Source organism: Robertmurraya sp. FSL R5-0851 (assembly GCF_038002965.1).
Lineage (GTDB): Bacteria > Bacillota > Bacilli > Bacillales > Cytobacillaceae > Robertmurraya_A > Robertmurraya_A beringensis.
Genome location: NZ_JBBOOE010000001.1, coordinates 2,071,522 through 2,084,510, shown reverse-complemented (window position 1 = coordinate 2,084,510; position 12,989 = coordinate 2,071,522). Strand labels below are relative to the sequence as shown.

The 12,989-nt window shown below is 37.9% G+C and carries 12 protein-coding genes; 9 read left to right on the top strand and 3 right to left on the bottom strand.

The features are described 5' to 3' along the window. Positions 1-5: 5 nt before the first annotated feature. The 3 genes from MKX65_RS10505 to MKX65_RS10495 all read right to left on the bottom strand — a co-directional run bounded on the left by MKX65_RS10505 (position 6) and on the right by MKX65_RS10495 (position 2,288). A complete protein-coding gene (locus MKX65_RS10505) occupies positions 6-1,058 on the bottom strand; it encodes an iron-containing alcohol dehydrogenase (RefSeq protein ID WP_160546080.1) in 1,053 nt (350 codons plus the stop codon). Continuing rightward, the gene (locus MKX65_RS10500) at positions 1,058-1,711 is read right to left on the bottom strand and encodes an MtnX-like HAD-IB family phosphatase (RefSeq protein WP_160546163.1); all 654 of its coding nucleotides are present in this window, start codon (positions 1,709-1,711) and stop codon (positions 1,058-1,060) included. Before MKX65_RS10500 ends, MKX65_RS10505 begins: the two co-directional genes overlap by 1 nt. Positions 1,712-1,817: 106 nt before the next feature. Continuing rightward, a complete protein-coding gene (locus tag MKX65_RS10495; protein ID WP_340903541.1) occupies positions 1,818-2,288 on the bottom strand; it encodes a hypothetical protein in 471 nt (156 codons plus the stop codon). Positions 2,289-2,401: 113 nt separating this feature from the next. On the opposite strand from MKX65_RS10495, the gene MKX65_RS10490 reads away from it, so the two are divergent. From MKX65_RS10490 to MKX65_RS10450, 9 genes are all read left to right on the top strand, one after another. After that, positions 2,402-3,334 carry a D-2-hydroxyacid dehydrogenase gene (locus MKX65_RS10490; RefSeq protein WP_340903540.1) on the top strand — a complete coding sequence of 311 codons (933 nt, stop codon included), beginning with the start codon at positions 2,402-2,404 and terminating at the stop codon, positions 3,332-3,334. A gap of 166 nt (positions 3,335-3,500) precedes the next feature. After that, positions 3,501-5,207 (top strand): methyl-accepting chemotaxis protein, encoded by a 1,707-nt coding sequence (locus MKX65_RS10485; protein ID WP_160546077.1) that lies wholly within the window; start codon positions 3,501-3,503, stop codon positions 5,205-5,207. A 25-nt stretch (positions 5,208-5,232) separates the two neighbouring features. Then, the gene (locus tag MKX65_RS10480; RefSeq protein WP_340903539.1) at positions 5,233-6,288 is read left to right on the top strand and encodes a sugar ABC transporter substrate-binding protein; all 1,056 of its coding nucleotides are present in this window, start codon (positions 5,233-5,235) and stop codon (positions 6,286-6,288) included. Between the two features lie 202 nt (positions 6,289-6,490). Beyond that, positions 6,491-8,017: a nickel ABC transporter substrate-binding protein gene (gene nikA / locus MKX65_RS10475; protein ID WP_340903538.1), complete on the top strand. Its 1,527-nt coding sequence runs from the start codon at positions 6,491-6,493 to the stop codon at positions 8,015-8,017. 54 nt (positions 8,018-8,071) lie between these two features. Continuing rightward, positions 8,072-9,025, top strand: a complete 954-nt coding sequence (gene nikB / locus MKX65_RS10470) for a nickel ABC transporter permease (RefSeq protein ID WP_160546075.1) — start codon at positions 8,072-8,074, stop codon at positions 9,023-9,025. Further along, positions 9,025-9,849 (top strand): nickel transporter permease, encoded by an 825-nt coding sequence (gene nikC, locus MKX65_RS10465; RefSeq protein ID WP_160546074.1) that lies wholly within the window; start codon positions 9,025-9,027, stop codon positions 9,847-9,849. Before nikB ends, nikC begins: the two co-directional genes overlap by 1 nt. Beyond that, positions 9,846-10,664 carry an ABC transporter ATP-binding protein gene (locus MKX65_RS10460; RefSeq protein WP_340903537.1) on the top strand — a complete coding sequence of 273 codons (819 nt, stop codon included), beginning with the start codon at positions 9,846-9,848 and terminating at the stop codon, positions 10,662-10,664. The genes nikC and MKX65_RS10460 overlap by 4 nt, the downstream gene beginning before the upstream one ends. Next, complete coding sequence (locus tag MKX65_RS10455; RefSeq protein ID WP_160546073.1) at positions 10,661-11,431, top strand: ATP-binding cassette domain-containing protein; 771 nt, start codon at positions 10,661-10,663, stop codon at positions 11,429-11,431. Before MKX65_RS10460 ends, MKX65_RS10455 begins: the two co-directional genes overlap by 4 nt. A 14-nt stretch (positions 11,432-11,445) precedes the next feature. Beyond that, entirely contained in the window at positions 11,446-12,795 is a 1,350-nt protein-coding gene (locus MKX65_RS10450) for an MATE family efflux transporter (protein WP_160546072.1), read from the top strand. Positions 12,796-12,989 lie beyond the last annotated feature (194 nt).

Genomic DNA, 12,989 nt, shown 5'->3' with positions numbered 1-12,989 from the left:
CACCTTTATTCTTTAAATAATCCCTTCAAAATCTCATCTTCATCTAGCAACTGTTTGGCTTTTTCACGATACCTTTCTTCGTGTAAAAATGTATACCGATTAGGCTTTATGGTAGGCGCCAAATCAATCGCTTGCAGGTATTCTTCTTTATGTAGTGACAATGTTTGTACATAATCAAAAAATCCCGTACGTTCAAACACTTTTCTTACACGTTCGTGTCTGTGATTCTGAACTTTTGCTACGATATACGTTGCAATCCCAACCTGAACACCATGCATTTGTGGTGCATCTGATATTTTATCCAATGCATGTGAGATCAGATGCTCAGAACCGCTAATAGGAGCACTATTTCCACTTATATCGGTCGAAATTCCACCCATCGTCATCGAACTAACCAATTCTTTTAAGAATATTGGATTCTTAATATCGTTCATAGGTGTTCGGATAAAACTGTTCACCGCTTTTTTACTTAGCATCGCCGCAAATGCATTAACATATCCAACCCCATGTTTTTCTTCAAAATCCCAATCATATAGGGCGGTGATATTTGACAGTAAATCACCGATTCCCGCGAGAATCATTTTTGTCGGGGCAGTCTGTATGATATCAAGGTCTACAACGATTCCATAAGGAATTTGTGCTGGAACGGTCGTCTTTTTGCTATTTACCATAATCGAACAGTTAGAGCTTGCAAATCCGTCATTTGACGCAGAAGTAGGGATACTAATAAACGGAAACTTCCGAATAAACGCAACATACTTTCCATAATCGACTAGTGCGCCACCACCCATAGCTAGGACTACATCATAGTTCTTTAGCGAAAAGGCTACTTGAATCAAATCATTGATATCCAATCCGGATTTCAATACCTTTGTATCGAGAGTGAGCCTTGAAAAGGAGGACTCAATGGTTTCAGCAAAAGTTTCATTCGTAAACTCATCAAAAAAGATCATTGCATTGCGAAATCCATGCTTGATTAAGTACGCTTCTAATTGATGAATAACCCCACTATTAATTTCCAGTAAAGAAGGAATCGAGATATTTGTACCTTGCCGCATTATCGTGAAATCAGCCCTTTATTGATTAAATATTTTTCAATTTCTGTGAACTCCTCCACAGCTTTATAAGGGACACCTTTTTCCTCTAGCATATCTTGTAGGGCATCCTTGGCAAAGGTGAGGTCAGCAAACACAGCCGGATGCGAGTCAGGCTCACTGTCTCCAGCAAAATACACCAGCTCGTATTCTTCCTTTAATTTTTGAATTACTTTCGATTTATCAATTCCATATCGCTCAGAGTATTTCCAGTCGTTACTATCAATTTTCATATGAATATTTTTTTCGTGAAAAAATCCTTCGTTTGAAAATACAGTCACGTCTTTTATGTCGTATTTCTTAAGAATATGATGAATGTAATAATCCGTACCTGCACTTAGTATGTAAAAATCTCCACCATTTTCTTGAACATGCTTGATAAATGAAGGAACATACTCGTCAATTGGTATCGTATGTATATCTTCAATAATATGTGCTTCTTCTTGGTGAATTGCTCTAAAGACGGTTGCAAGGAAATCAATATCTTTGATCGTCCCAGCTTTCCATTCGTTAAATAGTTCTTTCCCTTCTGAAAAGTATTTATCAATCACCATCCAGTAAAAGTCTTTCTTTGAAATCGTACCATCAAAATCAGAAACAAATGCCCATTTTTTCATCTTCAAAAATTCCCTTCACTATTATTTAGTTGTTTCCCATATTATAAGCAAAAATTGGTAAGATAACGAAGTGCATTTAAAAGACTCATGGAAAATTCCATGAGTCTTAATTGGACGGTTTATCCGTTTCTTGCTCCGGTTGAAACAACTTCGTGGAAACAGCATTTAGTTTATTTAAAAACCGATTAAAACCAAATCCTACAAAAAAAGCGATGCTGATTTGGGCGTATGGAGTATCTTCATATTCAATAAATTGAATTAATAAAATCCCACTTTGAATGAGGGTAACCGCCACAACGGCTGTCCCTGTAGCAAATATAGGATAAAATATATACATAATCCACTTTCGATAATCGGTTAATTCACCTTTCATATAATGGGAACAAAACATATATAGATGCCGAAGCGAACCACCAATTGCACCCGCAAAGAAATAATAAAGAAAGATTTCTATTTTAGAAACCTCTGGAATCCACTTTTCAATCCTTCCCGTCCATAGCATACCTACAGCGATAAAACTTCCGAAAAAAAGAAGGGATAAATAGGCGAGTATCACGATTTTTAGCCATCTCTTCATAGTTATCACCCCGTTTTACACTGTATGAAAGAGAAGAAGTGGAAATGCCAAAGAGCTACTTCTATTTATCGCGCTATAGTACAATAAATGATATTAGACAATCGGAGGTTTGTATGAACATACATAACATTCTTATAGCAGGGGAGTATCAGAAGGAATTTGAGACATATTTTCCAAACATGGAACAAAAGGAATTTCGCTTTCTACCAGTAGAAGCGATCACCGAACATGACTTAGACTGGGCAGATGCCTACGTTGGTTTTAAACCATGCGTGAATTTTCAAATAGCGAAAATTAAATGGGTTCATTCCTTTAATGCAGGTGTAAATAATTTTTTAGAAATAGAGGGCTGGAATGAAAATCAAACTCTTCTTACCCGTACCATTTGTTCCTTCGGAGAACGAATAAGTGAGTATTGTTTAAGTTATCTATTAACAAACCTACAATATCACGGACAATTTCAGCAAAAACAGCAACAAAAAAAGTGGTGTCAAAGAACGCCAAAGTTGTTAAAGGATGTTACGATCGTTATTTTTGGAACTGGGGCCATTGGCCAAGAAGTAGCTAAGACGTTTACCTATTTTGGTTCAACCGTTATTGGCGTCTCCGAAAGCGGTAAACAAAAAGAATACTTTCATAAAGTTGTTCCGATAAGTTCCGTTTCTTCTATAATTGGAAAAGCCAACTGGATCATCAGTACGCTTCCGCTGACTCATCACACAAAACAATTATTCAATGAAAAACTTTTCTCTCAAACGAAGTCAGTTGGTTTTATTAACGTAGGCAGAGGCGCAACAGTTGATGAAAAAGCACTGATCACTGCGCTCGATTCAGGGAACGTACATACGGCGATCCTAGATGTAGTAGAAATAGAACCACTACCAGAAGAATCGACTCTTTGGTTAAGGAAAGACGTAATCATCACTCCACATATCTCTGCTGTAACCGAACTGAACGAAGCAATTCTTTGCTTTGCTCAAACCTTACAAGCCTTAGAATCAAACCACCCCGTATCGAACTCAGTGGATTTTGATAAAGGATATTAAAAAAAGTCTGTTTCTATCAAGATGATGGAAACAGACTTTTTTAGTTCCTTATTCTTATATAATATTTTTTTGTAAGAAAACTTAACATAATCTTCACAAATGCCGATAAAAAGAATGAAGAATTTTGTCGATTGTTAAAAACAATCACCGAGTTAGGGGGAGTAGTATGCTAAGAAGGGTAAAATGGTCAAACATCAAGATTGGTGGAAAGTACATGGTGATCTTCTCTTTTATGACCATTGCTTTTATCATTTCTGTAGTAGTTACAGGGATTTTTATTAAAGATACGAGCGAAAAAATGGAAGATACAGTGACGAGAAATCAAGTAGCTGTAGATGCTGGAAACTTGGTAACTCTTTACCATGAAAAGTACTTATTAGTTCCGGAGTACATTCTATTGTCTGATGAAACCAAGTTGAATGTGTATTTGGATCATAGTCAAGAGTTTGTCAGTATCGCTAAAAGAATAAAGAAAAATCTAACTACCAATCAATTGGAAACGTTTAATCAGCTCATAGAGAACAATCATAAACTCGACGAGTATTTCTTTTGTACAATCGTACCAAAAGTACAACAAATTAATACAGAAGAGTTTGCCACATTAGAAAGTGAAGCAAGAGAATTAAAAAATGAAACCATTAAATTGGGATATGAGTTAAAAGATTCAGCGACAAAAATTAGTGAAGCTGATTTAGCATCCGCACAAAGTCAACTGGAAAGACTGTATCTTATTCTTATTCTTTCATCATTTGGATCCATCATTCTTTCTTTTGTCATGATTTTTATTCTTAGCCGCAGAATCAAGAGAAATCTGGAAGAAATCGTTGTACAAAGTAACGAGATCGCTAGTGGCAGACTGAACAATGAGAAATTAACCTACAGTGGAAACGATGAAATTGGACAACTCTCTCATTCTATTAATGAAATGGCAACAAGCTTACGAGGAATGATTTCCGAAATCTCAACTTTATCAGCTGAAGTGGACAAACAAAGTGTTACGTTGTTTGAGTCATCTGAGGAAGTAAAGCTGGGTAGCGAACAAGTTTCTATAACGATTGAAGAAATGGCGAAGGGCGCAAGTTCACAAGCGGATAATGCAGCTAATATTGCGTCAAAAACGAAGGAATTTAATGAAGAAATCGTACAATCTAACTCACAAGGGGAAAGATTAGTAGAATTCTCTGGTCAAGTGTTAGATGTGGCCGTTCGCGGGGACAATCAAATGAAAGAATCACTACAACAAATGAAAAAAATTAATCATGTGGTAAGTGAATCTGTTCACCAAGTGAAGAATTTAGAAAGCAAAACACAATCGATCACAGAAATCGTCCATGTGATCAAGTCCATTGCAGACCAAACCAACTTGCTTGCTTTAAATGCGTCCATTGAAGCGGCCAGAGCTGGAGAAGCAGGAAAAAGCTTTACTGTTGTAGCAACGGAAGTAAGAAAATTAGCCGAAGAGGTTTCGCGTTCAGTTGAAGGGATCGCATCCATTGTTTTCAGCATAAAAGAAGAAACATCAAAAATTGCTGAAAATTTAAACGAAGGATACGGTGAGGTAAATAAAGGAACCGTACAAATTGAACTAACCGGCCAACAATTTGCCGACATTAAAGAAAAAGTAGAACATATGTCGATTGGTATAAAAACGATTTCAGAGAGTTTTAATAAAGTTCAACAATCAAGTCAATCCATGAGTGAGAATATCGAGCATATTGCTGCCGTATCAGAAGAAACCGCCGCTGGTTCGGAAGAGATATCAGCTGCAGTTCTTCAACAAAACCAATCACTCGACAATATTTCTGTAAGTGCCAAAATGCTTACAAGCATGGTAGAAAGAATGAACAATTTGATCAAAAAATTTGAACTATAAAGGCTCAAAAGGAAGGAGGATATATATGAAAAATATTCCAAAGATGTCTCTCACAAGCTTGTTTCTAATTATTGTTATGATCGTTACAGCTGGTTGTTCCTCGACAGAGAAAGCATCAAGCACTAACCACTCAAAATTAATCACTGATGATTCAAAACCATATGTCGGATTTTTATTAGATACGCTAAAAGACGAAAGATGGTACAAAGATAAAGCACTGTTTGAAGAAGAAATTAAAAAGTTGGGCGGGCAAGTAAAAACACTAGCCGCCAACGGATTGGATGAAGTTCAAATTAAACAAGCCCAATTATTAATTGAGGAGGGAGTAGATGTATTAGTCGTCGTTCCTCATGATGCTGTGATTTCAGCTGAAATCGTAGAAATTGCTCATGAAGCAGGGGTAAAGGTGGTTTCCTACGACCGATTGATAAAAAATGCTGATGTTGATTACTATATTTCCTTTGATAATGAAAAAGTAGGAGAAATTCAAGCTACAGAAATTTTAAAGAAAGTACCTAATGGAAATTTTGCTTATATTGGTGGAGCAGAATCTGACAACAACGCGATTCTTTTCCGCCAAGGCGCGATGAAAGTATTACAGCCTCTAATCGATAACGGAACCGTGAAGCTCGTTCATGATCAGTATACTGATGATTGGAACCCAGACATTGCAAAAGAAAATATGAAAACGGCACTGAGTAAAAATGGAAATGCTATTAACGCGGTTATTGCTGCAAATGACGGAACGGCTGGTGGAGTAATTGAGTCATTAGCAGGCGTTGGTTTAGCTGGTACCGTTCCTGTTTCTGGTCAGGACGCCGAGCTTGAAGGAGTTCGCCGTGTTGTTCAAGGATTACAAACGATGACCGTATATAAACCGATTAACCTATTAGCGGTAAAGTCTGCCGAAATGGCGATTATGGTAGCAAAGGGAGAAGAAGTAAAGACCGACAAGCAAATTAACAATGGAAAAATCGATGTCCCAGCTGTCTTCTTAGATCCAATTGCCATCACAAATGAAAACGTTCGTGATACCGTGATCAAGGATGGATACTTGAACGAGGCAGACGTGTTTAAATAAATCATAAGTATAGGACCAACTGATGATCGTTGGTCTGTTTTTTTTATATTAAATCGTAAAAATTACGATTTAATATTGACACTATGAATGCAACACATTATAGTTTAGTATTGTAAACTGAAATGATTTCGATTTACCAATATTTATTGTATTTTAATCGTAATGATTTCTGTTTACAAAAATGTTCAAAGGATGGGTTCGATTGAAAAAGTCATTTATTACTTACATACTTCTTGCTTTCGTTATTGTTTTTACAGCTGCTTGCAGTAGTAGCGGAACTTCTTCAAAAGAAAGCGAGGAAAAGAAAACAGTAAAACTATTATTTAGCTTTGCATCAAAAACCTTAGATCCTCACCAGGATTGGATGGGAGTACGTGCAGGAATTGCTGAAACCTTAGTCCAGATTGACGAAAATCTAGAAATACAGCCTTGGTTAGCAGACTCTTGGGAACAATTGGATTCAACTACCTGGAAGTTTCATATTCGAGAAGGGGTTACCTTTCACGATGGATCTACACTAGATGCTGAAGCGGCAAAGAAATCATTTGAAAGACTAATAGAAGTCAATGAGGCAATGAACTCCAATTTGAAAATCGCGTCCATCACAGCTAGTGGCCAAGAAATTACCTTCCAAACCGAGGAGGAATATCCAGCTTTTCTATCGGAACTAGTTCATACAAACGCTTCGATCATTAAGGTGGATTCTGAAGATATTAGTGAGCAACCAATTGGAACTGGACCATTTCAAGTACAAAGTTTCGCACCAGAATCCGAGATTAAACTAGTAAGCTATGAGGATTATTGGGATGGAAAGGCAAAAGTAGATGAAGCAACAGTTACATTTAATTCTGACGGAAATGTACGTGCGTTAGCCCTTCAATCAGGAGAGGCAGATATCGTCTATCACTTGCCTCCCGAAACACTGAAACCTATAGAAGACAATAAGGATCTTCGCATTGAATCTATCATGAGTCTACGAGCTCATTTCCTTCTATATAATTCAGTCAATCCTCAATTACAGGATGAAAATGTCAGAAAAGCGATAGATTTACTGTTAGATCGTACAACCGTTGTGGAAGAAATCATGAATGGTCATGCGACAGAAGCTACTGGTCCCTTTAACCCCATGTTTGCTTTTTCGTCGGATAAAGAAGTGGTAAAGTCTAACCCCGTAAAAGCGGCGGAGCTGTTAGAGGACGCAGGTTATATAAAAAACGCAAGTGGAACACTTGAAAAAGACGGAAAGTCACTTGAATTAACCGTTGCTACGTATCAAGGAAGACCTGAGCTTCCGCTAATTGCTCAATATTTACAAGCAGAAGCAGCTTCTGTCGGCATAAAAATAAACATTGTCACAGTTGAAAATATTGATACGTTTCTATGGGAAAAGCAAGATGACTGGGATATTGCAACGTATTCCAATTTAACGGCTCCTCGTGGTGATGGTGGATTTTTCTTGAACTCTGCGTATGTTCCAGATGGCTCCTTAAACCCTGGACAAATTAACGTGCCGGAACTAACCAATACTATTTTACAACTAAATACTACGAGTAACTTAGAGCAACGCGTAGGATTAGAAAAGGAAGCCGTTAAGCTAATACAGGAAAAAGTTCTTCATTCGTTTGTTGTTCATCCTCATATTATTATAGGTGTGAGCAATCATGTGAAAAACTGGGCTCCCGGTTCAGAAGAATACTATATTTTAACAAACAAATTAGAGGTTGAATAATCAAAAGGTGAAAGTGTCCTTGGCACTTTCACTTTTCTCGTGAGGAAGGTGATTATGTTGAAGAGAATAGGGAAGATGATTGGTTCAAGACTGTCTCAGTTATTAGTTATGGTATTTGTTTTATCCTTTTTAACCTTTCTGTTAATGAAAATTACTCCAGGAGACCCGATACGGTCCATCCTGAAGGTTGATGATGTGTCGGTAACAACAGAGAAAGAAGAAGAGTTGAAGAAGGAATATGGATTTGATAAACCCATTCTACAGCAATACGGTGACTGGATTATTAATGTAGGCCAATTTGATTTAGGTGAATCATTGATCTCAAAGAAACCTGTCTCTGAGCTGATATTTGATAGATTACCTGCAACTTTTGCGTTAGCAATAGGTGGATTAACGGTTCTTTTCCTTATTTCCATACCATTAGGAGTGGTCAGTGCTTTATATGAAAACCGATGGCCCGATTACATAAGTCGCTGGTTTGCGCTCGTTGGTGCTTCTATCCCAAGTTTTTGGTTAGGACTACTGCTTATGTATTTCTTTTCATTAAAATTGCAATGGCTACCGATGATGGGGAGAGGGACATTTGCCCATTATGTTCTGCCTTCAATCACTCTTGGAATGGCGATGGCACCGATCTATATTACCTTGTTAAGAGAACGACTCATCACGATCCTGCAAAGCCCGTTTATTGAAGCAGCGATAGCAAGGGGGATTAGTAGAAGTAGAATCCTTTTCTTCCATGCGTTACGTGGAAGTCTCATTCCACTTGTTACGATGTTTGGCCTTAGTCTCGGAAGTCTACTTGGCGGGATATCAGTCATTGAAATTTTATTTTCTTGGCCAGGCATGGGGGAATTAATTGTTCAAGCTGTTATGCAACGTGATTATCCCCTTATTCAAGGCTTTATTATTGTGATTGGCTTTTTAATCGTACTAACCAATTTGCTCGTTGACTTACTTTATTTGGTGATCAACCCACAAGTTCAGCAAGGAAAGGAGGCAAAATAATGAAAAACAAGAAAAACCTGAGTATGGTGATAGGGATCTCTCTTGCCTCTATTTTAGCCATAGTTTTTTTGGTGGGAAGTTTCTTTGGAACCCAGGATCCGTTTTATATTAATATGACCAACCGTCTAAGCGCTTCATCATCCCATCATTGGCTTGGCACGGATCATATGGGAAGAGATATTTTTGCACGAATTGTATATGGTGCCAAATTAACGATTGGACTAGGACTCCTTATCATCTTGCTAGCAATGTGTATAGGTATTCCTATCGGATTGCTATCAGGATATATTGGTGGGAGGATGGATGCTTTTTTTATGAGAGTCATAGATGGAATCCTCGCTTTTCCAGATTTCATCTTAGCAATTGCGATAGCAGGAATTCTAGGACCAAGCTTAACCAATATTGTGATTGCGATTGTCCTCGTAAAATGGATTGTATACGCTCGTGTTGTTCGAGGCTTGGTTTTAGAAGAGAAACAAAAGGAGTTCGTTCTTGCTTCAAGGCTCTCTTATTCTAGTAACTTTCATACCATACAGTTTCATATCATCCCACAAATATTTTCTGAGATTGTCGTTATGGCTGCTATTGATGTAGGAAAAATTATTTTGCTGATTTCTTCTTTTTCCTACATTGGAATAGGTGCTCAAGCGCCGTTACCCGAATGGGGAGCCATGTTGAATGAAGGAAGAACATTCTTTCAAGTGCATCCATCTCTAATGGTCTATCCAGGCATTGCTATTTTGTTGACTGTTCTATGCTGCAATCTTCTTGGAGAAGGGTTAAAAGGTTATTTTAAGACGGGAAAAAGGAGGAACATACTGTGAAGGAGAGGCTTTTATCTATACAAAACCTATCAATAAAGACGAAAGATGAACAGTTACTTCTAAAAGATATCAACTTAGAATTGAATCAAGGCGAAATGGTCGCACTGATTGGAGAAAGCGGTAGTGGTAAAAGTATAACCGCAAGGACCGTTCAAGGCTTATTGGATTCTACTATGGTAGTTACGGGTCATGTATTTTACGAAGATATGAACCTTCTTTCCTTGGATAAAAGAAACCACCATCGACTGCTAGGAAGCGAGATAGGGAGTATCTTTCAAGACTATCGTGGCAGCTTTACCCCGTTTATAAAAGTAGGAAAGCAAATGGTAGAAGCGATTCGTTCTCACTATTCCATTAGTAAAAAAGAGGCGAAAGAATTATCTCTTCATGTTCTCGAGGAAATACAATTAGATAGCAACCGAATCTTTCAAAGTTATCCCTTCCAATTAAGTGGCGGGCAAGTCCAGCGAGTTGCGATTGGATTAGCATTAGCTTTAAAGCCTAAGTTACTTATTTGTGACGAAATCACAACGGCTTTAGACGTTATGACAGCGGAAGCAGTACTAGATGCGATTGAAAAAGTTAGAAAAGAAACACGCTGTGCAGTTTTATTTATCACACATGATCTCGTACAAGCATACAAACGATCCGACCACATTTTTGTGATGCAAAAAGGGAGAATCGTTGAGGAAGGAACACCGGAACAAATACGTTGTGAACATCAGCATCCATATACAAAAGAATTATGCTCCTGTTTGTTGTCACTACCAGGAGAACGTTACCTTCACACCCATCAAGGAGTTCGAACCGTATGAGTTTACTAAAAGTGGAACAACTATCAAAAGTATATACAAACAATATTGCTGCACTACAAGGGGTTTCTTTCCAAATAGAGAGGGGAGAAATCGTTGGTATTGTTGGGGAAAGCGGCAGTGGAAAAAGTACACTCACGAAACTCATTCTTGGTCTAGAAAGCTATAAACAAGGGTGTATCACATTTAACGAACAACAAATCCCTCCTAAAAAACGAGCAGATGTTCGAGCCTATCGGAAGAATATCCAAATGGTCTTTCAAGACACTAATAGTGCTTTAAATCCAAAACTACCAATTGGGAAAAGTTTACTTGAGCCACTTAACAACTTTACTGATTTTACACCTTCTTATTTGCCACCAGGTAAGCATACCAATCGTGAAAAGGCAGAGAGATTGCTTGAAATGGTTGGACTAGAGAAGGTTATGGTGGATCGCTATCCCGATGAACTGAGTGGCGGTCAAAAACAAAGAGTGTGTATAGCACGTGCTATAAGTATTGAACCTGCTCTTTTAGTTTGTGATGAAGCAACTGCGAGCCTAGATGTGTCCGTTCAAGTACGTATCTTAGAGCTATTAAAAACATTACAGAGAAACTTACAAATGTCCATCTTATTTATTTCTCATGATATACGAACAGTAACCAACTTATGTGATATAATTCTTGTCATGAAAAATGGGTGCTTGGTCGATCATTTTCAACTATCTGACCTTTATGCTCCTGAAAGACATTCGTATACAAAAGCGTTGTTACAAGCTGCTATGCTGTAAGAAAGGGGAGTAAAATGAATTTAGCTTCCGTTAAACAAAAGGTTCACCGCTATTCACATACATGCACTCATCGCGAATACTTAGTATTGGCTTTTCCGTTAATTTTATCTGGAGTGTCTACCCCATTACTAGGGGTGGTAGATACTGCCGTCGTAGGAAGAATTCAAGATCCTACGGCATTAGGCGGGGTCGCGATTGCAGCCGTTATTTTTAACACGCTGTACTGGTTGCTCGGCTTTTTACGTGTGACAACCAGTGGCTTCACTTCACAAGCCGATGGAGCAAAAAACGAAGAAGGTATTATGCTAGCTCTTTATCGTCCAATGATCATTGCTATTCTGATGGGATTGCTATTCATCCTTTTTCAAAAGCCCATCATCCATCTTTCTCTCCTATTAATGGGCGGGAATACAGCAACAAACGCTCTTGCTGAAACCTACTTTCTTATTCGTATCTGGGGAGCACCATTTATTCTACTAAGCTATGTAACCATCGGTTGGTTAGTCGGCTTAGGTAAAGTGAAAATGTCTTTGTTCCTGCAAATTGGTATGAATGTATTAAACATTGTGCTAGATATTGTATTTGTTCTGGGCCTACATATGGGGGTTGCAGGCGTTGCCTATGCTACATTAATTGCTGAAGTGTCCTCCGTTATAGTTGGAATGTTCCTTATTTTTCAAACAAATAAAAGTCGTTTCTTTATTCCTTCTCTTAGTGCATTAATCAAGAAAGATACCTTAACTCAAATGTTTCTTGTTAATCGCGACCATTTTCTCCGAACATTATGTTTGGTTACAATGACTGGAATACTCACCTCAAAAGGAGCAAGTATGGGTGAGCTCACCTTAGCTGCAAATGCGATCCTTTTACAAATTCAGTACGTAATGGCATATCTATTTGGCGGATTCGCTAATGCCTCAAGCATTTTAGTGGGAAGAGCGTTTGGAGGAAAAAACACTTCTCTATATTTTCGAGCCTTGTCGCTTTCTGCAACTTGGGGAATTGCCACAGCTATTCTTTTATCCTTTTTGACTATCCTGTTTGGAGACTTTATCGTGTCATTATTCACGACTATTCATGAGGTAAGAGAAACCACTCATGTATTCTTATTTTGGATGTTATTATTTCCCCTTGTCGGATTTTGGGGATTACAACTAGAAGGTATTTTTTCCGGTGCAACGGACGCGAAATCAGTAAGAAATTCTATTTTTATTGCATTACTTGTATTTTTAGCAGCCATTATAGGTCTTGTACCTGTTTTTGGGAACCACGGAGTATGGATGGCGTTTATCTTATTTAGTCTATCTCGAAGCGTCTTTTTATCACTATATCTCAAAAAACTAACTAATCGATTAGTCGGATAAGGAAATTTGCAGAGAAATGTCATAACCTGCGCTTCCCTAGGAAATACCATGATTTCCTAGGTTTTTTATTCCGAGAATAGTTCTTAAGAATTAGGTATTTAGTTTTATTTTTATACAATACTTACACTTCCTTTACAATTGCTTAATATTCCTTTGCCATAATGAAGTGGACAAACGGGTGAAGGATGTGTAGG

What these genes read in the sequence shown, in the direction of transcription:
- MKX65_RS10500 (WP_160546163.1), bottom strand. Translation starts at nt 1,711, where the DNA reads ATGAAAAAATGGGCATTTGTTTCTGATTTTGATGGTACGATTTCAAAG.
- nikB (WP_160546075.1), top strand. Translation starts at nt 8,072, where the DNA reads ATGTTGAAGAGAATAGGGAAGATGATTGGTTCAAGACTGTCTCAGTTA.
- MKX65_RS10505 (WP_160546080.1), bottom strand. Translation starts at nt 1,058, where the DNA reads ATGCGGCAAGGTACAAATATCTCGATTCCTTCTTTACTGGAAATTAAT.
- MKX65_RS10455 (WP_160546073.1), top strand. Translation starts at nt 10,661, where the DNA reads ATGAGTTTACTAAAAGTGGAACAACTATCAAAAGTATATACAAACAAT.
- MKX65_RS10485 (WP_160546077.1), top strand. Translation starts at nt 3,501, where the DNA reads ATGCTAAGAAGGGTAAAATGGTCAAACATCAAGATTGGTGGAAAGTAC.
- MKX65_RS10480 (WP_340903539.1), top strand. Translation starts at nt 5,233, where the DNA reads ATGAAAAATATTCCAAAGATGTCTCTCACAAGCTTGTTTCTAATTATT.
- MKX65_RS10490 (WP_340903540.1), top strand. Translation starts at nt 2,402, where the DNA reads ATGAACATACATAACATTCTTATAGCAGGGGAGTATCAGAAGGAATTT.
- nikC (WP_160546074.1), top strand. Translation starts at nt 9,025, where the DNA reads ATGAAAAACAAGAAAAACCTGAGTATGGTGATAGGGATCTCTCTTGCC.
- MKX65_RS10495 (WP_340903541.1), bottom strand. Translation starts at nt 2,288, where the DNA reads ATGAAGAGATGGCTAAAAATCGTGATACTCGCCTATTTATCCCTTCTT.
- MKX65_RS10450 (WP_160546072.1), top strand. Translation starts at nt 11,446, where the DNA reads ATGAATTTAGCTTCCGTTAAACAAAAGGTTCACCGCTATTCACATACA.